Here is a 22,419-nt window from a genome sequence, read left to right as displayed (position 1 = left end):
TTGTCGTGCAGCCCCCCCCACCCCCCCCCCCCCCCCCCCTCCCCGCCCGTCGCCACCTGCCGCCCCCCCCCCCCCGCGCCCCCCCCCCCCCCCCCCCCCCCCCCCCCCCCGCGGCCGCCCCGCCCCCCCCCCCCCCCCCCCCCCCCCCCCCCCCCGCGGGCGGGCCCGCGCCGCCAAGCCGGGCCTGCGGGCGGTCGAGGCGTCCCGCGCCGCCTGACGCCCAGGGCTCCTGTGACGCTCAAGGCCCCAGTGACCCCCAAGGCCGCGCCGGTCGATCAGCGCCGGCGCTGGCGCAGCGTCTGGGATGGGGCCTCGCCGAATCGGTCGCGATAGGCCGCCGCGGCGCGCCCGAGATGGTTGAGCCCGACGCCCAGCGCCAGGTCGCCCACCTTCGCCTCCGGATCGGCGGCGAGGATCAGGGCTCGCCACCGGTCGAGGCGCTGGGCCAGGATGAAGTCGGAGATCGTGCTGTCGCGGAACCGGCGAAAGCCGTCCTGGAGCGAGCGCATGCTGCTCCCGGCCCTCTCGGCGAGATGCGGCAGGCTCAGAGCGGAATCGAGATGCGCCCGGATGTATTCCTCGGCCCGGCGGACATGCGCGGGCGCCACCGAGACTCGCTGCGCGTGAGCCGGCGCGGCCCCTCCCCCGCCCCGTTCGAGCATGTGCCCGACGAGCAGCGTGACGAAGGCCGAGGCCAGCTCGCGCTCGACCGCGTCGGGGACGGTGCCCGGCCGCTCACGGTTCTCGGCGAGGTGCTGGAGCAGCCGGGCCTGGGACAGGATCGCGGCTCCCCGGGGGAACCGCAGGTCGATGGCCGGATCGAAGTCGAACGGGCGCGGGGCCCGGTCGAGCACCCGGATGACGTGCTCCTCCAGAAGCCCCCGCGGCACGAGCACGATGAGCTTCTCGCAGCCCGCCTCCCACACCATGCGGGTGGGCAAGGCCGGCGAGAGCAGGGTGGCGCGGCCGCCATCGGCGAAGGTCTCGCGGGAGCCGCTGCGCACCAAAGCCGAGCCCGCGAGCGGGATCTGCAACAGGAAGAACCGGTCGAGGCAGCCCGGATCGATCTCCACCCGGGCCCCGTAGGAGACGAAGTTGATCGTCAGGCCGCCGAAACCCGCGGAATGGTGCCGGGCCTCGAAGCGCCCGGCGGCGGCGGGATCGGCGAGGACCAGGCCATGCGGGCAGAAGATCCGCCCGATCTGCTCGCGCGCCAGATCGAGATCTCGCGTCGCCACGACGGCGTAGCGCTCGAGCGGCAAGGCGGCCCCGGAGCGAGGGCGCGGATCGGATGGCGTCTCGTCGTCCATGGCCCAACCGGTCGTGCAGAGCCGAGAGGAGGAGAATGCCTGTGGCGGCAAAACATCCACAAGACCCCGCCGCCGCCGATCCTCCGTTTCCTGCGTAAAGTGGACAGGGCCGCTTTCCAGCGGATAGCCGGAACCGGCACTGAATCCGAGTATTGACCGGAAGAGGAGCAGCAAAAACCTCGATTTTATGTTCAAAAAATCAGCACAGAGAGGAAAAAATGAGCGAAAACGGGCCGCTTCCAGCACGAATCGCGAGGGCAGGCGAAGGGATCGACGGGACGGTATGGAACGTCCTCGGCCATACCTACTACTTCAAGGCGAATTGCGACAGCGCCTTCTCCTTCGAGACCTACGATCCGCCGGGCACCTTCGTGCCGCCGCACATCCACCCGACGCAGGACGAGTTCATCTACGTCCTGGAAGGGACCTTCGACCTCTACCTCGACGGTGAATGGCTCCAGGCCAAGGCCGGCGACTTGGTCTGCATGCCGATGGGCAAGCCGCACGCCTATTACAACCGCACCGACGCGCCCAACCGGGCGATCTTCTGGGTGAGTCCGGGACGCAAGCTGAAGGAGCTGTTCGACAAGCTCCACGACCTCACCGATCCGGAGGAGGTCGTGCGCCGCTCCGCCGCCTGCGAGGTCGACTTCCTGCCGCCGGGCTCCGTGCCGGGCGCGTGAGCCCGGCCGCCACGCACGCGGTGCGGCGGCGGGCCGCCGCCGCATCTCGGCATCGTCGGAGGCGTCCATGGTCTCTCTCGCGGCATCGGCGATCCCCCCTCGCCTCTCGTTCGCGCCGGCCTGGGCCCTCGCTCGTCGGCACTCGGCGGACCCGACCTGATCCATGATCTCCGTCGCGCTTCGACGAGCCATCGGGGCAAGCCGCAAAGCCATCGTCGCGACCATCCACAGTTCCCGCGCCCTGGCGGTCCCTGGCTGGCGCGCTCGTTGGCGATGTCGGCCCCCTCCCCCTCGGCATCCAACTCTCGCTCGGAAGCGCAACCTCGCCGACCTCTTCACAGGCGAAGCCGGCATCACCGTCGAGCACCTCGCCCGCCCCGGCATGGAGAAGAACACCCTGCGGGCGCTCTCCTTTCGATCTCGGCTCGCTCGAGGCCCGGGCGAAGGTCGCCACCGGCCCCCTCCCCCGGCCGCGCCAGCGACGATCGGCCAAGGCCTGCCCGGCGTGAAGACGATTGCGATCGCCGCCTGCGGCAAGCACCGGCGCCGCGGGATGATGGTGAGCCCGCGTTCAATGTTTCCTCTGCGCCGGCCGCCTGGACGGCGCGACGGTCCGCGAGGTAATGCCCTGCCACTTCGGCGGCCTGAGCGGCCGTATCGGCGTCCGCGTCGTGACCCTGAGTGGCCTGGTTGAGGACCTGCAGCGCAGTTTGGAACAGGCGGGTGCTGTGCGGGACTTTGCCCGCACGCTCCAGCGCGGCAAGTGTCGCCCCGATCGAGAGAGACGATTCGGCGAGACCAGCTTCATCGGCGAAGGCGCGCAATTCACGTTCGGTCTCGGTGCGCAGCGTCACGAGGGACAAGAGCGGGAACTCGCGCGCGAATTCTGCCGCGGTCGGCAGTTCGGCTCGCAGCGACTCGGGCAGGGCCGTGGACAAGCGGTACTCCGCCTCGCCCATAGGCTCCGCGCCGTACCGAGGCGCGTACTCGACGATGACCTCGTTCTTGCCCTTGCAGAGGATGATGCCGGTACTCGGTGAATCGGGCTCGTGCCGAAACTCCTCGAACTTCAGGTCGACGACGAGGAAACAGCGCAGTCTGAAACGATAGAAGAGGAGGTCGAGGTCATAGCCCTGGCCGTCGACCTGACGATGGTGCTGCCTGCCGGCGGACGCCAAGCCCTTGCCGAGCTCAAGGAGGAGAGCTTGGAGGTGCCCCAGGAGGCCACGCTCGAGTTCGCGCTCGGACATCTCGGGCCCGAGCGCCAGGACATCGAAGCTGTAAGGATCCTTGATCAGCTGCCGAGCGAGGTCGGATTGCGGCGCCGGCAGGGTCCGGGCAAAGTTCGTCAGCGCCTTGCCCTGGCAGGCATAGGTCGCTCTCGATCTGGTGGACCCGGACGTTGCGGCTCCGCCCATGGTCGGCGGCTTGCCGCGCATACCAGAGCCGTTGCTCGTCTCCCTTGAGTTCCTCGACGAGCTTGATGGCGTGCCCCCAGGGCCATCGTGCAACAGCCTGTTGCACGATCTCGCGGTCAGGAAAGGCCTCCGCGAAGGCCCGCATGTATTTGAGATTTCGCGGTGGCAGGCTGCCATCTCGGGAAAGCCGGGCCGGAGGCCGGCTGCCAGGCGGTCGATGGCGTTCGCGCCTCAGCCGGCCTTTGCCTGCCGGTCCAGGTCTGGCGGCTCCAGACAGCCCATCCTCAAGGAAATCAACGACTTCACCCCCCTTACCAGCTGGTATTCCCCTTCGCCCTCGCTGCAGCACGGTCGCTCGGTGCGGCTGGGCAGGCCGAACACGACAGCAGCAGGCCCGATTCCAGAACCGGCACTCCCGCCGCCATGTGGTCAGCCCGGCGATCCGAGACACGCCACCGTCCTGGCCCCGTCGGCAGGGCTGGCGCGCAATGACCGGTCCAGGCTCGCTCGCCCCTGGCAGGACGCCGAGAAGGACGAGACGACGCCCGAGCATCGCGGGAAGGGTCAGGTCTGGTTTCCGCAAAGGCTACGGTCGCCGATGCGGAATGTCGCTGGCGCGTTGCCCGAGCTGCCTTCGGCTCAGCGCTTGGAGGACGGGCCCCAGGCTGAACTCTCCACGCTTCGTCCGGGCCACCAGCGCACGCAAGTAGCCGCCCGGTGTCTTGATGTGCTCAGCCCGCTGTAGGATCGCCGCGATCGTCACAGCCGCGGCATCGTCGCCCATCACCTCGCGTGCTTCGTCCCAGGCGTTCGGGTTGATCCCGAGCATGGATCGCACGAGGCCTGCCGTGTCCACCAGGTCTCGCCACGTGCCGATCCCGCCACGGGCATAGTCCCGAATATCAGGACAGGCACTCAGAACCAGGCCGAGAGGGTAGGTGCTGCGGACCGGCAAGTGGGACGGCTCGTTTCCCCCATCGGCTGCATCGACCGCAACCAACGGCATCGTCTGCGGATCGGGCGCCGAGGCATCCTTCTTCTTCACATCGAAGGCCTGTTCATATCCAGAAGGTTCGGGTTTTGAATCCTGTATGTGCCGCTCATTTCGGCCGGCATTGCCGCTCGATTCCACCGATTCCTGATGTGCGAGCAACAGCTTGCCCACATCGGTCGCCAAGGCCGCAAGCACTTCGCCAGCGGCGTTCAGGGCGGTCCGAGACGGGACGCGGGGCAGGGCGCCCATGGCCGTTCCGTAGCGGGCCCTGAGCGACATGGCTGCCCCCGGTGCACCCTCGGCCTCCTCGAGGGCCTCGATGAGCTTCACGCAATCCCGCCGAAGCAGCGTGACCCGTTCACGGGCGATGCGGCATGCCAGTGCCTCAGCCCGTACGGCCTCTGCGAGGCTCGCGAACTCGGCTGCACGTGCGACGAGGGGAGACAGATCGAAGCCGTAGGCTTGGGCGATGGTCCCGGCCGGGCCGCGGCGGCAGTATCGCTTCCCGTTCGGACTATCCCGGCGGATGATGATGCCGGCATCGACCAGTGCGGCCAGATGCCGACGAATGGTCGCCTCTCCCATGCCCCTGGTCCGGATGACGAGGGAGCGGTTGGACGGGAACACGACGAGGGCCGGTCCCTCTCCCATCTGCAGCGCCGTCTCAGGCAGGAAGGTCGCGAGTGCGTCGAGGACCGCCAGGCTCGGTGCCGAGAGGCCGAGCTGCGTGCGTGCCTCGGTGATGTCGCGGAGCACGGCCCATTTCTCGACCGTGGTGTCGCGCAGGCAGCCGTCCGCGATCGCCTGCGCCTTCACTTGCGCAGCCGTCAACGGTCGCCGCCCGAAGGGCGTCGTGATGTGGAGCATGCCGTGGTCGAGCACCGGGCCAAGATCGGGCGTTCGCCGCCGCGAATTTTTCGCGAACGACGCTGTTCAGCCTTGCGATGTGCCGGGAGATGTGATTCTCTGAATTTGCGAGAGACAGAGAGGGTCTTCCGGGCTTCGGTTCGGTGGGCCCTTTCTTTTTGCGGTGTCCTCGTCTCCTTTCAGTTCGGGGTGGTGGGGTGGGTTAAGCCTTGCTCGCCCGGTAGGCGGCAAGGATCTCGGGAAGCCGCGCGGCGAGATAGTCGCCGAAGCCGGGCTCGCTCTTCTCGTCGGTCGTCACGCGCACGCCGGACGTGCTGCGCTCGACGCGAGCGAATTTCAGACCCTTGGCGTCCTTCAGCGTCTCGGCCTTCGGCCTTTTCGTCGCCTTGGGTGCGACGGTGAGCCCGGCCAGCACCACGGCGAAGCGCTCGTCCGACGTCTTGCCGGACAGATCCGGAGAGGCGAGGGCGGTGTCGATCTGCTCGGGGGTGGCGGATTTGATCCGGTCGGCCAGAGTGAGCCAGTTGGGCCGGCCGATCCTGGGCGCCGGCCCGATGATGGCGAGCACTGGAGCGGGGATCGCGTCGGCGACGGTCAGCAGGCTTGAAAGATGGGTCGCCTGCATGCCCATCGCCTTCGCGATGACCTCGCGCGTGACTCCCGCCTGCACCATGTTCCGGGCGAAGTGGGCCCGCTCGATATAGCTCAGATCGGCCCGCGCGAGGTTCTCGGAGCCCTGTGCGATCACCAATTCGGTGTCGCTCAACGGGCGCACGATGGCACGCAACGGGCGCCCGAGGATCCGCGCGGCGCGGTGCCGGCGGCGACCATAGGCGATCTCGTAGCGACCGGGCTCCCCGGGCTTCGGACGCACCAGAGCGGGGCTGCGCTGGCCCTCTTCGCGGATCTGCTCCACGAAGGCGTCGAACGCCGCGTCGGTCGTGTCGGGAACGCGATCCGCGATCGCGGATGGATCGCAGATGTCCGGATCGAGCTCGACCACGCTGCCTTCGCGCTCGGCATCGGCGGCGGCGCGCGCCTGCTCCTGTGCCTGCCACGCGGCACCGAACGACCGGGCCGCGCCGGTGCGGCGAGGGGAGGGGGGATTACCAGCTGGTAAGGAGGGTGAAGTCGTTGATTCCGTTGACGACGTGGGACCTTTCACCAGCTCCGAGGCAGGCCGGGCCATCAGATGGCGGATGCTCTTGCTCATGCCCGTCCCCACGCGCCGCGGATCAAGGCTTCGATCTCCCGATTGACATCGTCGAACGCATCGAGCGCCCGCCGGTAGGTGGCCCGGCTCACCTCGTCGCTGCGGTCCTTTCCGAGCGGCGTCTCGTAGATCGTCTGACCGACCAGACCCGAGGTCGAGACGGCCGGCGTCTGGAGCATCGCCTTGGGAAGCACGTAGCTCCCGAACAGGTCCTGGAGCATTCCGACGACCGAGGTCTGCGGCACGCTCTGCGGATCGTATCGGGTGATGAGGTAGCGAAACCAGTCCTGGGCCGGTGGCGGAGCGCCCTCCTCCTGAACCGTCTCCATCAGATCGCTCATCATCGTGAGGAACTGGCGCATGGAGGCCAGGTCGATCATCTGCGGATGAACGGTGATCAGGGTCGCGGTGGCTGCGCAGAGGGCCGAGATCGCGAAGTAGCCGAGCCGCGGGGGGCAATCGATCACCACCACGTCGTAATCCTCGGCGACGCTTTCGATCGCAACCGGAAGACGGGCGAAGAAGGGAGGACCGCTCGACTTGCGCCGCTCAGGGCTCGACATGAGCGGCGCGTAGAACTCGAACTCCTCGAGTTCGAGGTTCGCCGAGGCAAGATCGAGACCGGTGAAGTAGGTCTTGCGGATCACCTCGCGCATCGGGCGCTGGCCGTCGCCGTAGCGGACGGCGTCGTAGATCGTCGGTCCGGTCTCGTCCGGACGAACGCCGAGCAAGGTGGACAGGCTGGCCTGCGGATCGGCGTCGATCGCCAGCACGCGGTACCCGTGGAGTGCGAGATAGTGGGCCAGCCCGGCGGTGTGCGTCGTCTTGGCCGACCCGCCTTTGAAGTTCGTCAGAGCGATGACCTGGAGATGCTCGCCCTTCTCGCCGTCGCGATGGGGAAGATAGCCTCGTCCGACCCTGTCGATCTCGTGAAGGTATCGACGGATGGCATGGATCTCGGCGAGGGTGAAGTAGCGACGTCCCGCCGGTCCGATCTCCAGATCCGGCGTGAGCCGGTCGAAGGGGAGTTGACGAAGGCGCGCCTCGGTGATCCCGAGGAGCCGCGCCGTCTCGCCGGCCGAGAACCGTCGCAGGGTTTTTTCCGCGGTGGGGGGATAGAAGCCGACGGCGAGATCCTGCAGCTTGCCACCCAGGAGCCGCGCGTGGCTCGCTGCAATCTGGTTCGAGTGCGCGTCTGCGCCATCCACGAGGACGTGCTGGTTCATGGTCCTTCTCGCTAGCGGTAAATCGACAGATTACGCCATACCACCGCTAACGGCGAGATGAGACCGATTCGGGAAGAGAGTCGAGTCCCTTGCAAGCGCCACACAAGCTTCTCTGCAGACTCAGGTGTGGAGGAACCTGGGGTAGCCTACGAGATTCGCGCGCGAGCCGAATCCGCTGCCGGGCTGAACCGCGTCGGATCCGGCAGGCCTGAATGCGGGCCCGGCCGGTCCATCAGTCGGAGGTGACGTGGCGCAGGAGGCCGTACCCAGTCTATGCGAGGATCGCTTCGGGCACGAGCGGAATGGCGCGATCAGGGAGGAGGGGAGGGCGGTCGCGATCCCGACATGCGAGACTCCGCCGGCGGTCGTCACTGCGACGGCCTGACCGGCACGCCGCGCGATCCGAGTTCCGATCCAGGACAGCACGGTTTCCGGCAGGGCGCCGATCCGGCCGACGATCGCGGCACCCGGACGATCGGGCGCCCGCCTCATCCGCGCGGATCCGGGAGCGCGCGGGCGACCAGCGCCGAGGCGGCGGTGCGGTTCTCGACGCCGAGCTTGGCGTAGATCTGCTCGAGGTGCTTCGTGACCGTGCGCGGGCTGAGCGAGAGGATCGCCCCGACATCGCGGCTCGCCTTGCCGCGGGCGACCCAGAGCAGGACCTCGGCCTCGCGCCTGGTCAGGCCGAGTTCCCGGCGCAGGTGCTCGACCTCGCCGCCATCGTCGTCGAGGGCAATGCGCAGCAGGATCTCGTCGGCGCCGACGCGGCCGATGCGGCTGAGCAGGAGGCGTCGTCCGTCGCCGGCCGGCAGGGTGAGGGGGCCTGCCGCGTCGCCGTGCAGCCACGCCGAGGCCGCGGGCGGAAGCACGGGTTCGGCGGCCGCAGGATCGAGGGCGCGCAGCAGCTTGCCGGCCTGGGGCGTGCACCAGCGGACCGCTCCGGCGGCGTCGACCGCGAGCAGGAAGCGCCCGGTGCTGTCGAGGGCGAGGCGCGCGCTCTGGGAGGCCCGCGCATTGGCGAGGTGGACGCGGATCCGCGCCAGGATCTCGCCGGCCGAGATCGGCTTCGTGACGTAGTCGACGCCCCCGGCCTCCAGGCCGCGCACGATGTGCTCGGTCTCCGACAGGCCGGTCATGAAGATCACCGGCACATGGGCGAGGCCCGCATCGGCCTTGAGGCGCCGGCAGGTCTCGAACCCGTCGAGGCCCGGCATGACGGCGTCGAGCAGGATGACGTCCGGCGTGATCTCGCGCAGGACCGAGAGCGCGGCGTGGCCTGAAACGGCCACCAGCACGGTGGCGCCCGCCGCCTCGATGGCGGTGGTGAGGAAGCTCAGCGTCTCGGGCGAGTCGTCGACCACCAGCACGGTGTCGCGGCCGGGCTCACGCATCGCTGCCCTCTCTCTCGGCCGCGGCGATCTCGCGAGCCGTCGTCTCGAGCACCGCCATGTAGCGGGGCAGGTCGTAGGCCTGGACGAGGCCGCGCAGCGCGCTCACGAACGGCGCGGAGGCCGTCGCCTCGATCTCGGCGAGCTTCGCCTCGATGCCGCGGACATGGCCGATGCGCCCGAGCCGGATGAGCTCGGCGACCGCCTCCGGGTCCGCCCGCCGCGGCGGCGACGGCGTCGGCGAGGGGGCGGCGACGGTCCATTCGAGGCCGAGCAGCCCCTGGATGCGGGCGAGCAGGTCGCGCAGGTCGAAGGGCTTGGCGATCATCGCGTCGTGCGGCGCATCCTCGCCCCGCACCGGGCTGATCTCGTGGGCATTGGCCGACAGCATGGCGATGCGGGCGAGGCCGTGACCGGAGGCGCGCAAGGTCCGGGCGAGCTCCCAGCCGGTTATGCCCGGCATGGCGATGTCGAGGAGGAAGAGGTCCGGCCGGCACTCCGCCGCGAGGTCGAGGCAGGTCGGTCCGTCGGCGGCCGAGAGCAGCGTGAAGCCGAGGGGACTGAGGATCTCGCGCATCAGCTCGCGGTGGGCCGGGTCGTCGTCGACGACGAAGATCGTGCGCCGGCGCCCGGCATAGCCGGTGACCGGGGCCTCCGCCGGGGCGGCGAGGGGGGGCTCGGGCAGGGCGGAGAGCATCAGCCGCAGGCGGAAGGTGCTGCCGCGTCCGACCTCGCTCGCCACGGTGATCTCCCCGCCCATCACCTGGGCGAGCAGGTGCGCGATGGTGAGCCCGAGCCCGGTGCCGGGCGTGGCCGCGGCGGCGGGCAGCGAGCCGCGCACGAAGGGCTCGAAGATCCGCGCCCGGTCGGCCTCCGGGATGCCGGTGCCGGTATCGGTCACGGCGAACTCGGCGATCTGGCTGCGATAGGTCAGGGTCAGCCCGACCTCTCCCTTCGCGGTGAACTTGATCGCGTTCGAGATCAGGTTGAGCAGAATTTGGCGCAGGCGCTTCTCGTCGGTGGCGACGAGGGAGGGCAGGGCCTTCGGCCGCACGAAGCGGAAGGCGAGCCCGGCCGCCTCGGCCTGGGGCCGGCACATGTCGACGATCTGGTCGAGGAACTCGGGCAGCCGCACCTTGTCGCGGTGGAGCTGGAGCCGGCCGGCCTCCATGCGCGAGATGTCGAGGAGCCCGTCGATCAGCCCCGACAGGTGCTCGGCGCTGCGGCGGATCACCCGCAGGCCGGCCTGGCGCTGGGGTGGGATGGCGGGGTCGGATTCCAGCAGCTGGGCATAGCCGAGCACGGCATTGAGCGGCGTGCGCAGCTCGTGGCTCAGGCCCGTCACGTAGCGGCTCTTGGCGAGGTTGGCGGCCTCGGCCGCCTCCTTGGCCTTCTGGAGCTTGGCGTCGGTGACCTTGTGGGCGGCGATCTCGGCCCGGTGGAGGGCGGTCTGTCGGGCGCTCTCTTCCTGGGCGACGCGGCGGCTCTCCTGCGCCAGCACGAACAGCCAGGCCACGACCCCGAAGATCACCGCCATGACGCAGAACACCGCCTGGAGCGCCTGGGCCAGAACGGCCCGGTGCTCCGCCGGGCGGTGCGCCGCCTCGGCGTAGATAGCCCCTAAGATCAGCCCGGCGGTGGCGCACAGCACCAGCATCACCCCGGCATAGCGCCCGAGTCGCGACCCGACGAGGGCGGCGGCGCGGGCCGGCAGCAGGCGCCCGGCGACGCGGCGGACCTGCGAGCCCAGCCGGGCGTGCGGCTTGCACAGGTCGCCGCAGCGCGCATCGAGCGAGCAGCACAGCGAGCAGATCGGCACCCCGTAGGCGGGGCAATGGGCCATGTCCTCGTGCTCGAAGCCGTGCTCGCATATCCCGCAGGTGATCTCCGGGCGGTGGCGCCAGTGCCGCCGCGGCCGGCGCGCGAGATAGTAGCGCCCGCCCGTCGCCCAGGCGATGAGCGGGGCCGCCGTGAAGGCGGTGGCGAGCGCCACGAAGGCCGCGAAGGCTTGGAGCCCCGCGCCGAACAGGCCCGCATGGGCGAGGCCGGCGACGAGACAGGCCAGCGCCATCGCGCCGGTGCCGACCGGGTTCACGTCGTAGAGATGGGCGCGCTTGAACTCGATGCCCGGCGGGGAGAGGCCGAGGGGCTTGTTGACCGCGAGATCCGCGACCAGCGCCCCGATCCAGGCCGCCGCCACCAGGGCATAGACCCCCAGCGTCCGTTCCAGGGTCTTGTAGACGCCGAGCTCCATCAGCATGAGCGCGATGGCGACGTTGAAGACGAGCCAGACAACGCGCCCCGGATGGCTGTGGGTCAGGCGCGAGAAGAAGTTCGACCAGGCGATCGAACCCGCATAGGCGTTGGTCACGTTGATCTTGAGCTGCGAGATCGTCACGAACAGGGTGGTGAGGGCGATCGCGGCGCCGGGTGCCGCCACGACGTAGCCGAAGGCGACGGCGTACATCTGCGTCGGCTCGCTGGCGCGCTCCGGCGGGACGCCGTGGGAGAGGCCTAAGACGGCAAGGAACGAGCCGAGCAGGATCTTGAGGAGGCCGGGCAGGATCCAGCCCGCCCCCGCCCCCAGCACCGCGGCCCACCAGCGCCCGCGCCGGCCCGGCTCCTCCGGCGGCACGAAGCGCAGGAAATCGACCTGCTCGCCGATCTGCGCGATGAGCGCGAACAGGATCCCGCAGGCCGAGCCGTAGAGGAGGAGGTCGAAGCCCTCGGCCCCCTCGCCGGCGAGGCCAGCGTGCGCCATCCAGGCGTCGAGGGGCGCGTCCGCGTAGAGCGCGATGCAGGCGATGGGCAGGAGGTTCAGCGCCAGCCAGACCGGTTGCGTCACGAGCTGGAACCGGCTGATCAGCGCGATCCCGTAGGTGACCAGCGGGATCACCGCGAGCGCGCTGACGAGGTAGCCGATCGGAAGCGGCAGCCCGAAGCCGAGTTCGAGGGCGAGCGCCAGGATCGCGGCCTCGATGGCGAAGAACAGGTAGGTGAAGCTCGCGTAGATCAGCGAGGTCACGGTCGAGCCGATATAGCCGAAGCCCGCCCCTCGGGTGAGCAGGTCGACGTCGAGGCCGTGGCGGGCGGCGTAGGCGCTCACCGGCACGCCGGTGAGGAAGATCACCAGCCCGACGGTGAGCACGGCCCACAGCGTGTTGGTGAAGCCGCTCGACAGGATCAGCGTGCCGCCGATCGCCTCCAGCGCCAGGAAGGCGACCGAGCCGAGCGCCGTCTGGGCGACCCGCCAGCCCGACCAGCGCCGGGCGCGCTTGGCGGTGAAGCGCAGCGCGAAATCCTCCAGGGTCTCGTTCGCGACCCATTGGTTGTATTCGCGGCGGACCGGGATGATGCGCTGTCGTCCGGGCATGAGCCTCCCTGGCGCGCCCGCTGCGGTGCGAGATCCGGGATCCCTTCCCGACATCCCTCGCGCGGCTCGCGGGAGCGCATGATCCTGTCCGGCTTCGGGCCGGCGCGGAATACGCAAAAACGCGTATATGCTGCGGCGCAATACGCCCCCTAGCCTGAATTCCGCGAGCGGCGGGAGCGACCCCAACGGGCGCCCGCGCGGGACGACAGGAGAGGGCGATGGCGGAGAACGATGTGGGTCTCGAATCGGCGTTGCGGCGCCGGCTGCTGATGGGGCTCGCCGCGGTGCCGGCCGCATCCCTCCTGCCCCGCCTCGCCCTCGCCGCGGCCCCGCCGACCGCCGCGATCAACACCACCGGCCTCGCCGTAACCGACACCGAGGTGACGGTCGGCATCCTGCACTCCGTCACCGGCACGATGGCGATCTCCGAGACCGGGGCACAGCAGGCGGAAAAGCTCGCGATCGAGGAGATCAACCAGGCGGGCGGCGTGCTCGGCCGCAAGATCAAGGTGATCCAGGAGGACGGCGCCTCGGACTGGCCGACCTTCGCCGAGAAAGCGAAAAAACTCCTCGTCAACGACAAGTGCGCGGCGGTGATGGGCTGCTGGACCTCGGCCTCGCGCAAGGCGGTGCTGCCGGTCTTCGAGCAATATAACGGAATGCTGTACTACCCGACCTTCTACGAAGGCCTGGAGGAATCGAAGAACGTCATCTATACCGGCCAGGAGGCGACGCAACAGATCCTCGCCAGCCTCGACTGGGTGGCGAAGGAGAAAGACGCCAAGACCTTCTTCTTCATCGGCTCGGATTACATCTGGCCGCGCACCTCGAACAAGATCGCCCGCAAGCACGTCGAGAACGTGCTGAAGGGCAAGGTCGTCGGCGAGGAATATTTTCCGCTCGGCCACACCCAGTTCAATTCGGTCATCAACAAGATCAAGCTGACGAAGCCGAACGTGATCTTCACCGACGTGGTCGGCGGCTCGAACGTGGCGTTCTACAAGCAGCTGAAGGCGGCCGGCATCGACCTGTCGAAACAGGTGCTGATGACGATCTCGGTTACCGAGGACGAGATCGACGGCATCGGCGGCGAGAACATCGCCGGCGCCTATGCCTGCATGAAGTACTTCCAGTCACTGAAGAACCCGAACAACGAGAAATTCGTCGCCGCCTTCAAGAAGATGTGGGGCGACAAGACGGTGATCGGCGACGTGACCCAGGCCGCCTATCTCGGACCCCACCTGTGGAAGCTGACTGTCGAGAAGGCCGGCTCGTTCGACGTCGACAAGGTCGCAGCGGCATCAAACGGGATCGAGTTCAAGGGCGCGCCGGAAGGCTACGTGCGCATCCATCCCAACCACCATCTCTGGTCGAAGACCCGCGTCGGCCGGGCGCTGCCCAACGGCCAGTTCGAGGTGGTGTACGAAAGCGCCGACCTGATCGAGCCGAACCCGTTCCCGAAGGGGTACCAGTAGGGCGCAGTGTGAACCCTCCCCCCTCTGCGGGGGAGGGTGCCCCGCGGATGCGGGGCGGGAGAGGGGCAGCGCGACGCTGTTCCAGAGTGCGCCCTTCATCAAGCGCGTGACCTCTCCGGAAGCGGCGTCCCCTCTCCCGGCCTGCTCCGCAGAGGGGGGAGGGGGCGGGCGTTTCGCCAAGACCATCCCCGAAAAATCCCAGCCGGAGCCCACCCATGTTCGGTGAATACTCGCTCGGCGACCTCGGCGCGATCGTCGCCATGCAGGGCTTCGCCGGCCTCATCCTGTTCTCGGTCTACGTGCTGATGGCGCTCGGCCTGGCGATCATCTTCGGACAGATGGGCGTCATCAACATGGCACATGGCGAGTTCATGATCCTTGGCGCCTACATGACCTATCTGTGCTCGGGCTTCTTCCAGGCCCACCTGCCGAGCGTCTTTCCGGCCTATTTCTTCGTCGCCATGGCGCTGGCCTTCGTGGCCTCCGGGGCGCTCGGGATACTGGTCGAATGGGCGCTGATCCGACACCTCTACCGGCGGCCCCTCGACACGCTGCTCGCCACCTGGGGCCTGTCGCTGATCCTCCAGCAGGCCTACCGGTCGATCTTCGGCGCCCGCGAGGTCGGTGTCGAGCTGCCGTCCTGGATGATGGGCTCGGTCCAGGCCACCGACACGATCGAGATCCCGATCAACGGCCTGTTCGTGATGGCGGTCACCGTGCTCATCACCCTGGCGGTCGCCGGCCTGCTCTTCGCGTCGGCTTATGGCAAGCAGGTCCGGGCGGTGATGCAGAACCGGGTGATGGCCGGCGCCGTCGGCATCGACACCGGACGGGTCGACCGCCTCACCTTCGGCCTCGGCTGCGGCATCGCCGGCGTGGCCGGCTCGGCCTTCACGATGATCGGCTCGACCGGGCCGACATCGGGCCAGCTCTACATCGTCGACACCTTCCTGATCGTGGTCTTCGGCGGCGCCGCGAGTCTGCTCGGCACCATCGCGTCGGCCTTCTCGATCTCGCAGACCCAGTCGACCCTCGAATTCTTCCTCTCCGGCTCGACCGCGAAGGTCATCACCCTGCTCGCCGTCGTGGCGATCCTGATGCTGCGGCCGCAGGGCCTCTTCACCCTCAAGGTCCGGCGCTGAGGAGCGACCCGCATGACATCCCCGAGTCCCCGCACCGACAACCCGTTCATGACGCCGACGGAATGGGCTTATCTCGCCGTCCTCTGTGCCCTGATCTTCGTCTTGCTCCCACTTGCCCTCGACGGCTTCCGTCTCAATCTGGTGGGCAAGTACCTGACCTACGCCTTCGTGGCGCTCGGCCTCGCGATCTGCTGGGGGTATTGCGGGATCCTGTCCCTCGGCCAGGGCGTGTTCTTCGGCCTCGGCGGCTATTGCATGGCGATGTACCTCAAGCTCGAGGCCTCGTCGGTCGAGAACACCAGGATCCAGTCGACGCCGGGCATCCCGGACTTCATGGACTGGAATCAGGTCACCGCCCTGCCGTGGTTCTGGACGCCGTTCAAGAGCCTGCCGCTGACGCTGATCGCGGTGGTGCTGGTGCCGACATTGTTCGCCTTCGTGGTCGGGGCGGCGATGTTCAAGCGCCGGGTCGGCGGCACCTATTTCGCGATCATCACCCAGGCGATCGCCGCGATCCTGACCATCCTGATCGTCGGGCAGCAGGGCTATACCGGCGGCATCAACGGCATCACTGACCTGCGCACGCTCCACGGCTGGGACATCCGCACCGACTCGGCCAAGACCCTGCTCTACTTCGTCAATGGCGGGCTCCTCGTCGCCTGCGTGCTGGCGGCGCAGTTCGTCAAGCGCTCGAAGCTCGGCCGCATCCTAGTGGCGATGCGCGACAAGGAGGACCGGGTCCGCTTCTCGGGCTACGGTGTCGCGAGCTTCAAGATCTTCGCCTTCTGCCTCGCCGCCGCCTTCGCGGCGGTCGGGGGAGCGATGTTCACCCTCCAGGTCGGCTTCATGTCGCCGTCCTTCGTCGGCATCGTGCCGTCGATCGAGATGGTGATCTACGCGGCGATCGGCGGACGGCTGTCGCTGTTCGGCGCGATCTACGGCACGCTGCTCGTCAACTGGGCCAAGACCACCTTCTCGGAATCCTTCCCCGAGCTCTGGCTGTTCGGCCTCGGCGCCCTGTTCATCGCCGTGGTGCTCGCCTTCCCCGACGGGCTCGCCGGCCTCTGGCGCCGGCACGTCGCGCCGCTCCTGACCCGCCGTGCCAAGGCCCCGATGCCCCAGCGCGCCGCCACGCTCCCGAAGGGCGCTCCCGCCGAGTGAGGATTCTTCGATGAACGCCGCCATCCTCCCCGGCGCGAGTGCCGGCCAACCAGACTTCCTCCTCGCGGTCGAGGCCCTGACCGTCTCGTTCGACGGCTTCAAGGCGGTGAACGACGTGTCGTTCTACGTCGATCCGGACGAGATCCGGGTCATCATCGGTCCCAACGGCGCCGGCAAGACCACGGTGCTCGACCTGATCTGCGGCCGCACCCGCGCCACCTCCGGCTCGATCAAGTACAAGGGGAGCGAGCTGACCAAGCTCTCCGAGAGCGCCATCGTCCAGGCCGGGGTCGGGCGCAAGTTCCAGACCCCGTCGATCTACGACGACCTCAGCGTGTTCGAGAACCTGGAGATCTCGTATCCGCGCGGCCGCAGCGTCTGGGGGGCGCTGACGTTCAAGCGCGACGCCGCCGTCCGCGACCGCATCCACGAGGTCGCCGAGATGATCTTCCTCAAGGATCACCTGAGCAAGCGGGCGGAGTTCCTCAGCCACGGCCAGAAGCAGTGGCTCGAGATCGGCATGCTGCTGATCCAGGATCCCGAACTCCTGATGCTCGACGAGCCGGTGGCCGGGATGAGCGTCGCCGAACGCAAGAAGACCGCCGAATTGCTGCACCAGATCATCAAGGGCCGCTCGGTGCTGGTGATCGAGCACGACATGAAGTTCGTCGAGGACATCGCCCACCGGGTCACGGTGCTGCACCAGGGCAAGGTGCTGTCGGAGGGCTCGATGGAGCGCGTCAAGAACGACCCGAAAGTGGTCGACGTCTATCTCGGCCATTGAGAGGAGAGGCCGCCATGCTCCAGACCGTCCCCGCCGCCATGCCGGCGACCGCGCCCGGCACCACCCCGGCCCTCTCCGTGACCAGCCTCCACGCCGCCTACGGCCAGAGCGAGGTGCTGCACGGCATCGACCTCACCGTGGCGCCCGGCGAGATCGTCGCCGTGATGGGCCGCAACGGCATGGGCAAATCGACCCTGATGCGGACCCTGATGGGCATCCTGCCGGCGAAGAGCGGCACGATCCGGGTGGCGGGCCGGGACGTGACCGGCCTCAAGAGCCACCAGCGCGTCGCCGCCGGGCTCGCCTACGTGCCGCAGGGCCGGATGATCTTCTCGACCATGACGGTGCAGGAGAACATCGAGACCGGCCTCACCGTCACTCGCGAGAGCAAGGTGCCGCCGGACCTCTACGCGATGTTCCCGGTGCTGCTCGAGATGAAGGGGCGGCGCGGCGGCAACCTGTCGGGCGGGCAGCAGCAGCAGCTCGCCATCGCCCGGGCGCTCGCCAGCCGGCCGGGCGTGCTGCTCCTCGACGAGCCGACTGAGGGCATCCAGCCCTCGATCATCCGCGAGATGGGCCGGATGCTGAGGACAATCCGCGACGAGCGTGGGCTGTCGATCGTCGTCTCCGAGCAGGTGCTCAGCTTCGCACTCGATATTGCGGACCGCGTTCTGGTGATCGAGAACGGATCGATCGTCCACGAGGACGCCCGCGCCGACATCGACGATGCGACGGTCGCCCGTTATCTGTCGGTCTAGTTTCAAATATTGCGAGGACGCGCCGCGCCCCCGCGCCGAAGATCCCGGCGGCCGGCCGGGACATCCCCCGCTCAGGGAAAGGGAAACGCATGCCCGAGACGCTGATCAAGGTCGACCTGACCCAGTCGGCCTACGAGAACGATTGCGTGCACAATCGCTGGCACCCGGACATCCCGATGGTCGCCACCGTGAAGCCCGGCCAGGACTTCATCGTCGAAACCTATGACTGGACCGGCGGCTTCATCAAGAACGACGATTCGGCCGACGACGTGCGCGACATCGACCTGTCGATCGTGCATTTCCTGTCCGGTCCGATCGGCGTCGAGGGCGCCGAGCCGGGCGACCTCCTCGTCGTCGACCTCCTCGACATCGGCGCCAAGCCGGAGTCGCAATGGGGCTTCAACGGCTTCTTCTCGAAGCAGAACGGCGGCGGCTTTCTCACCGACCATTTCCCCCTCGCCCAGAAGTCGATCTGGGACTTCGAGGGCCTGTTCACCAAGTCCCGCCACGTGCCGGGCGTGCGCTTCCCCGGCCTGATCCATCCCGGCCTGATCGGCTGCCTGCCCGACCCGAAGCTGCTCGCGACCTGGAACGCGCGCGAGAGCGCGCTGATCGCCACCGACCCGGGCCGGGTTCCCGGCCTCGCCAACCCGCCCTTCGGCCCGACCGCCCATATGGGCCGGCTCACCGGCGAGGCGAAGGCCAAGGCGGCGGCGGAGGGCGCCCGCACCGTGCCGCCGCGGGAGCACGGCGGCAATTGCGACATCAAGGACTTGTCGCGTGGGTCGAAGATCTACTTTCCGGTCTACGTCCCGGGCGCCGGCCTCTCGATGGGCGACCTGCATTTCAGCCAGGGCGACGGCGAGATCACCTTCTGCGGCGCGATCGAGATGGCGGGCTGGGTCCATCTCAAGGTCGAGGTCATCAAGGACGGGATGGCGAAGTACGGGATCAAGAACCCGATCTTCAAGCCCTCGCCGATCACCCCGCGTTACGACGACTACCTGATCTTCGAGGGCATCTCGGTCGACGAGAGCGGCGGCCAGCACTATCTCGACGTGACGGTGGCGTACCGCCAGGCCTGCCTCAACGCGATCGAGTACCTGAAGAAGTTCGGCTATTCCGGCGCCCAGGCCTACTCGATCCTCGGCACCGCGCCGGTGCAGGGCCACGTCTCGGGCGTCGTCGACGTGCCGAATGCCTGCGCGACCTTGTGGCTGCCGACCGGCATCTTCGAGTTCGACATCAACCCGAGCGCTAGCGGGCCGGTGCAGTACCTCGACGGCTCGATCCAGATGCCGATCTCGCCGGACAAGTAGCCATGCCGGTCTACGACTATTCCTGCGAGGCCTGCGGCCCGTTCACGGTCCTTCGCCCGATGGCGCAGTTCCGCGATCCGCACGATTGCCCGGATTGCGGCGCGGCCTGCGCCCGCGCCTTCCTCACCGCGCCGCGCCTGTCGGGGATGGAGGCGGGGGTGAAGGCGGCGCACGCCACCAACGAGCGCAGCCGCCACGCGCCGAAGCGCAGCCACGGCGCCGGTTGCGGCTGCTGCGCCCCGAAGAAGGGAGCCGCAGCCGCGCCTGCGGCGGCGAAAAGCTTCCCGGCCGCGCGGCCGTGGATGATCAGCCACTGACGTCACCCGGCCCCTCGCTCCGCCCGGGCGGAGCGGGGAGGGCGCCCGCCTGCTTGAGCACTGCGACGGGCGCGCAGGCGGGCTCTCCCGCTTCCGTTCAGCTCCACGACCCCAAGGGACACGACCGTTCTCGGGGTATCGAGCGCTGCGGAAGAAGAAAAAGCGACTTGCCTGGTGCTTGGACATTCCACCGCGAACGAAGAATGAAAGTAGAGCCGCAAAGGCCCTTTCCCGGGCCGCATCCGAGTTCGGGACACGGTCAGTACCGCCGCACCTCGTACCGTTGCGTTTCGTTTTCCATTATCGTACCACCTCCGAAGGTGCCAGGTCGCTGTCTCAGCAGAAGGGGTGCTAGCTGTCGCAGGCCATTCCGACCCCCGCCCAGAGGAGCAGATGCCCTGCCGCATGATCGCCCTGCACCAGATCGTCAAAGTTAATACGCAGATCACCTCTGCCTAGATCGGCTGGAAGCATGAGCCTAATCGACCTAATGATCATCCTCTATGAGGATGAGATCGGCCTTCCTAGAGTTTGCAGCTTCTTCCAGTCTCTTGGTTTTGAAAGCCCAAAGCTTTGGAAGGCGGGGGGCAATCTCGAAGAAGATGCCGATGCAATATCCGCATTTTCTCGTGACAGGACTCCGCTTCTTTTGAAGGAAGCCGGCGCCGTCAAGTTAGACAAGAATATCTTATCTCTGTTGTATCAACCTTCATCGGTTGTCATAAGAGTCCTCAGGAGAGATGCGTACGGAGCTTCGATCGCAGCGTTATCGGAGAAGCTTCCCAAGCAAAGCGGTTTTCCGGACGGTCGTCTGCCTTTGGATCTCGACAGCGGCCGCGCTTCATTGATGGCGGTCACCGCGCGAAGAATGAACCAGCGTGCCATTCTCGATGCGAGAAAAGTTCCCACGATCACCATCGACTACGAGGACATAGTTCAAGATCCCGCCAAGGCTGCCCGAGCCATACACGAGCAGCTGCCGAATGCGAGCAGATGGATCCCGAACGATGACGCTCGACAGCCAACCGTCGAGGCTTCGCCATCGGAACTCGCGGTTGACCGCGCCGCCGCCGAGTTGAAGGCCGGTGCCGAATACATTCGGCAGCGGGCGCATGCATCTCCTGTTGCAACGAAGGTCCTGGCAGCGGACGACGATCGCCGTGCAGCAATCGTTTACCTCGTGAAAGACGAAGAAGATATTATTTTTACAAATCTCGCGTGGCATTTCGCCCAGGGGTTTCGTCAATTTATCATAGTAAATAATGCAAGTCATGATAATACTTTTTCAGAAATTGAGAAATTTCGTCGCCTCGTCGAACCTCTAAATGGTAAGGTTTTGATTTTAAATGATCATGAAGTAGGGTATTATCAAGGACGAAAGACCACGGCTGCAGCCTCCTTGGCGGCGTCTTATTTCGGGGCGGAGTGGGTTTTTGCGTTAGATGCAGATGAGTTCCTGCAGTTCAACAATGGTGTCAATGAAACTCTGTTTCGAATAGAGAAAGACATGGAGCGCCAACTCGGCTTACGGCGCACAGATCCATTGTATTTCGCATCTATCAAGATGTCGTATTTTAATTATTCATGCACAATGGAAGACGACGCATCGGAATCCTCGCCTATCAGACGCATGACATATAGGATGCCGAAGGCCATAGGCACAAAGGTTGCAGCCCGATGGTCGCAGGAATTTCGTTTTGCGCAGGGAAATCATAACATCCACACGGATTCCGGGCAGGTTGTCCCAGCGATCGATGTGACTCGGTTCGGAGTCACGATGCGCCATTTCCCACAGCGCTCTGAAGACCATTTCGTGAGAAAGGTCCGCAACGGAGGCATTGCGTATGCCAACGCACCGGAGCTGTCGCCCGGCACGGGTTCTCATTGGAGAAATTGGTACAAGATCTTGGAGGAGAAGGGGGAGTCCGCCCTGCGCGAGCTCTTCAGGGCGAACCATGTCCGTGACAGACGGGAACTCAAGCATGATCCGATGCCGCGACTGGCGATCACCAGCTCCGGGATTACGATCGTGCCAGGTCAAGAATCTGCTCTCAATCTGAAGTTCGACCGCGCGCCGGAAGTCGCCATCGGCGGCAAAGCATTCGAGCCGACTCTCATAAGCCTCAAGGCTGATCCGGCACCTGAACCTGTTGCACTGCGATTGGGAACGAGCGATGTGCCGACTTTCTTCCAAGTATTTGTTCGGAAAGATTATGAATTCAAACTCGATGTACGCCCGCGCTACATTCTAGATTTGGGCGCGAACATCGGGCTTGCTGCGGCCTATTTTGCCGGGATTTATCCAGAGGCGCGGACGATTTGTGTAGAACCAAACCCTGAGAACTTCCGTCTCTTGTCTCAAAATATCGCTCCTTACGAACTTGTGACCGCAGTGCATGCGGCAGTCTGGCCTCGATCAACGACGTTGCAACTTGTGGAAGAGGATAAGGCCGGCAAGAGCTTGGGCTTCTGGGGAAGTCAAACCCGGCCAGCCGAATCCAAATCAGGCAATGTGGTCGCCGGGATCAGCATCCCCGAATTGATGGAACGCTATAACCTGCCCACTATCGACGTGCTCAAGGTCGACATCGAAGGGGCCGAGTTGGAGCTGTTTTCGACCGACTCGTCTGCTTGGATTCCGTCCTGCCAATGCATAGTCGTCGAGACCCATGACCGCTTTCGGCCAGGATCGCATGCGGCAGTCATGGATACTATGAAGCAACATGCCTTCACGTTCGAACGCTCGGGAGAAAATCTCGTCTTTCGGCGTAAGCCAACATGACGTTCGAATTGCGGAAAATGGGCGTGAGCTTGCGGCAGTTGCATAGCTAAGAGCTTGAGATGCTCACCATACAAATACGGAAGCCGAGGGCATTGACGGTTCTCACTCGCAGAAACTGACTCCGTTCTGCGCGCATCGAAAAGCAAAACGCAACTCATACCATCGCGCCGATGCGTCGACTCGTCGATGCATCGGCGCGATGGTATGAG

At 66.8% G+C, this 22,419-nt stretch carries 17 protein-coding genes; 9 read left to right on the top strand and 8 right to left on the bottom strand.

Translation table 11 applies throughout. The features are described from left to right. Positions 1–275: 275 nt before the first annotated feature. Positions 276–1,310 carry an AraC family transcriptional regulator gene (locus VQ03_RS20550; RefSeq protein WP_048452765.1) on the bottom strand — a complete coding sequence of 345 codons (1,035 nt, stop codon included), beginning with the start codon at positions 1,308–1,310 and terminating at the stop codon, positions 276–278. Positions 1,311–1,528: 218 nt separating this feature from the next. On the opposite strand from VQ03_RS20550, the gene VQ03_RS20545 reads away from it, so the two are divergent. Further along, the gene (locus VQ03_RS20545; protein WP_048452764.1) at positions 1,529–1,993 is read left to right on the top strand and encodes a cupin domain-containing protein; all 465 of its coding nucleotides are present in this window, start codon (positions 1,529–1,531) and stop codon (positions 1,991–1,993) included. 353 nt (positions 1,994–2,346) lie between these two features. Here VQ03_RS20545 and VQ03_RS20540 read toward each other — a convergent pair whose 3' ends face one another. From VQ03_RS20540 to VQ03_RS20515, 7 genes are all read right to left on the bottom strand, one after another. Then, a complete protein-coding gene (locus VQ03_RS20540) occupies positions 2,347–3,288 on the bottom strand; it encodes a PDDEXK nuclease domain-containing protein (protein WP_280948501.1) in 942 nt (313 codons plus the stop codon). After that, positions 3,185–3,556 (bottom strand): DUF1016 N-terminal domain-containing protein, encoded by a 372-nt coding sequence (locus VQ03_RS34710; RefSeq protein ID WP_245292148.1) that lies wholly within the window; start codon positions 3,554–3,556, stop codon positions 3,185–3,187. Before VQ03_RS34710 ends, VQ03_RS20540 begins: the two co-directional genes overlap by 104 nt. Positions 3,557–3,997: 441 nt before the next feature. Continuing rightward, positions 3,998–5,287 carry a plasmid replication protein RepC gene (gene repC, locus VQ03_RS20535; RefSeq protein ID WP_342586471.1) on the bottom strand — a complete coding sequence of 430 codons (1,290 nt, stop codon included), beginning with the start codon at positions 5,285–5,287 and terminating at the stop codon, positions 3,998–4,000. A 187-nt stretch (positions 5,288–5,474) separates the two neighbouring features. Further along, the gene (gene repB / locus VQ03_RS20530; RefSeq protein WP_083468124.1) at positions 5,475–6,485 is read right to left on the bottom strand and encodes a plasmid partitioning protein RepB; all 1,011 of its coding nucleotides are present in this window, start codon (positions 6,483–6,485) and stop codon (positions 5,475–5,477) included. Further along, a complete protein-coding gene (gene repA / locus VQ03_RS20525) occupies positions 6,482–7,711 on the bottom strand; it encodes a plasmid partitioning protein RepA (RefSeq protein WP_048452763.1) in 1,230 nt (409 codons plus the stop codon). The genes repB and repA overlap by 4 nt, the downstream gene beginning before the upstream one ends. Before the next feature lie 488 nt (positions 7,712–8,199). Then, positions 8,200–9,102 carry a response regulator gene (locus VQ03_RS20520; protein WP_048452762.1) on the bottom strand — a complete coding sequence of 301 codons (903 nt, stop codon included), beginning with the start codon at positions 9,100–9,102 and terminating at the stop codon, positions 8,200–8,202. Next, complete coding sequence (locus VQ03_RS20515; RefSeq protein WP_048452761.1) at positions 9,095–12,472, bottom strand: ATP-binding protein; 3,378 nt, start codon at positions 12,470–12,472, stop codon at positions 9,095–9,097. The genes VQ03_RS20520 and VQ03_RS20515 overlap by 8 nt, the downstream gene beginning before the upstream one ends. Before the next feature lie 218 nt (positions 12,473–12,690). Here VQ03_RS20515 and urtA point away from each other — a divergent pair, with 218 nt between their 5' ends. The 8 genes from urtA to VQ03_RS32110 all read left to right on the top strand — a co-directional run bounded on the left by urtA (position 12,691) and on the right by VQ03_RS32110 (position 22,210). Next, positions 12,691–13,947: an urea ABC transporter substrate-binding protein gene (gene urtA / locus VQ03_RS20510; RefSeq protein WP_048452760.1), complete on the top strand. Its 1,257-nt coding sequence runs from the start codon at positions 12,691–12,693 to the stop codon at positions 13,945–13,947. Positions 13,948–14,162: 215 nt separating this feature from the next. Continuing rightward, positions 14,163–15,089 (top strand): urea ABC transporter permease subunit UrtB, encoded by a 927-nt coding sequence (gene urtB, locus VQ03_RS20505; protein ID WP_048452759.1) that lies wholly within the window; start codon positions 14,163–14,165, stop codon positions 15,087–15,089. Positions 15,090–15,101: 12 nt separating this feature from the next. Then, positions 15,102–16,250, top strand: a complete 1,149-nt coding sequence (gene urtC / locus VQ03_RS20500) for an urea ABC transporter permease subunit UrtC (RefSeq protein WP_048452758.1) — start codon at positions 15,102–15,104, stop codon at positions 16,248–16,250. Positions 16,251–16,260: 10 nt separating this feature from the next. Beyond that, positions 16,261–17,034: an urea ABC transporter ATP-binding protein UrtD gene (gene urtD, locus VQ03_RS20495; RefSeq protein WP_048452757.1), complete on the top strand. Its 774-nt coding sequence runs from the start codon at positions 16,261–16,263 to the stop codon at positions 17,032–17,034. 14 nt (positions 17,035–17,048) lie between these two features. Then, entirely contained in the window at positions 17,049–17,792 is a 744-nt protein-coding gene (gene urtE / locus VQ03_RS20490) for an urea ABC transporter ATP-binding subunit UrtE (protein WP_048452756.1), read from the top strand. 89 nt (positions 17,793–17,881) lie between these two features. Further along, positions 17,882–19,111: a formamidase gene (gene fmdA, locus VQ03_RS20485; protein ID WP_048452755.1), complete on the top strand. Its 1,230-nt coding sequence runs from the start codon at positions 17,882–17,884 to the stop codon at positions 19,109–19,111. 2 nt (positions 19,112–19,113) lie between these two features. Beyond that, positions 19,114–19,428, top strand: a complete 315-nt coding sequence (locus VQ03_RS20480; protein ID WP_048452754.1) for an FmdB family zinc ribbon protein — start codon at positions 19,114–19,116, stop codon at positions 19,426–19,428. Positions 19,429–19,900: 472 nt separating this feature from the next. Then, a complete protein-coding gene (locus tag VQ03_RS32110) occupies positions 19,901–22,210 on the top strand; it encodes an FkbM family methyltransferase (RefSeq protein ID WP_083468123.1) in 2,310 nt (769 codons plus the stop codon). The last annotated feature ends 209 nt before the right edge of the window (positions 22,211–22,419 follow it).

This window comes from Methylobacterium tarhaniae, from assembly GCF_001043955.1.
Taxonomy (GTDB): Bacteria; Pseudomonadota; Alphaproteobacteria; order Rhizobiales; family Beijerinckiaceae; genus Methylobacterium; species Methylobacterium tarhaniae.
The sequence above is the reverse complement of the archived record's forward strand: the minus strand, read 5'-3'. Positions and strand labels throughout refer to the sequence as shown.

What these genes read in the sequence shown, in the direction of transcription:
- VQ03_RS20550 (WP_048452765.1), bottom strand. Translation starts at nt 1,310, where the DNA reads ATGGACGACGAGACGCCATCCGATCCGCGCCCTCGCTCCGGGGCCGCC.
- VQ03_RS20545 (WP_048452764.1), top strand. Translation starts at nt 1,529, where the DNA reads ATGAGCGAAAACGGGCCGCTTCCAGCACGAATCGCGAGGGCAGGCGAA.
- VQ03_RS34710 (WP_245292148.1), bottom strand. Translation starts at nt 3,556, where the DNA reads ATGCGGGCCTTCGCGGAGGCCTTTCCTGACCGCGAGATCGTGCAACAG.
- repB (WP_083468124.1), bottom strand. Translation starts at nt 6,485, where the DNA reads ATGAGCAAGAGCATCCGCCATCTGATGGCCCGGCCTGCCTCGGAGCTG.
- repA (WP_048452763.1), bottom strand. Translation starts at nt 7,711, where the DNA reads ATGAACCAGCACGTCCTCGTGGATGGCGCAGACGCGCACTCGAACCAG.
- VQ03_RS20520 (WP_048452762.1), bottom strand. Translation starts at nt 9,102, where the DNA reads ATGCGTGAGCCCGGCCGCGACACCGTGCTGGTGGTCGACGACTCGCCC.
- VQ03_RS20515 (WP_048452761.1), bottom strand. Translation starts at nt 12,472, where the DNA reads ATGCCCGGACGACAGCGCATCATCCCGGTCCGCCGCGAATACAACCAA.
- urtA (WP_048452760.1), top strand. Translation starts at nt 12,691, where the DNA reads ATGGCGGAGAACGATGTGGGTCTCGAATCGGCGTTGCGGCGCCGGCTG.
- urtB (WP_048452759.1), top strand. Translation starts at nt 14,163, where the DNA reads ATGTTCGGTGAATACTCGCTCGGCGACCTCGGCGCGATCGTCGCCATG.
- urtC (WP_048452758.1), top strand. Translation starts at nt 15,102, where the DNA reads ATGACATCCCCGAGTCCCCGCACCGACAACCCGTTCATGACGCCGACG.
- urtD (WP_048452757.1), top strand. Translation starts at nt 16,261, where the DNA reads ATGAACGCCGCCATCCTCCCCGGCGCGAGTGCCGGCCAACCAGACTTC.
- urtE (WP_048452756.1), top strand. Translation starts at nt 17,049, where the DNA reads ATGCTCCAGACCGTCCCCGCCGCCATGCCGGCGACCGCGCCCGGCACC.
- fmdA (WP_048452755.1), top strand. Translation starts at nt 17,882, where the DNA reads ATGCCCGAGACGCTGATCAAGGTCGACCTGACCCAGTCGGCCTACGAG.
- VQ03_RS20480 (WP_048452754.1), top strand. Translation starts at nt 19,114, where the DNA reads ATGCCGGTCTACGACTATTCCTGCGAGGCCTGCGGCCCGTTCACGGTC.
- VQ03_RS32110 (WP_083468123.1), top strand. Translation starts at nt 19,901, where the DNA reads ATGAGCCTAATCGACCTAATGATCATCCTCTATGAGGATGAGATCGGC.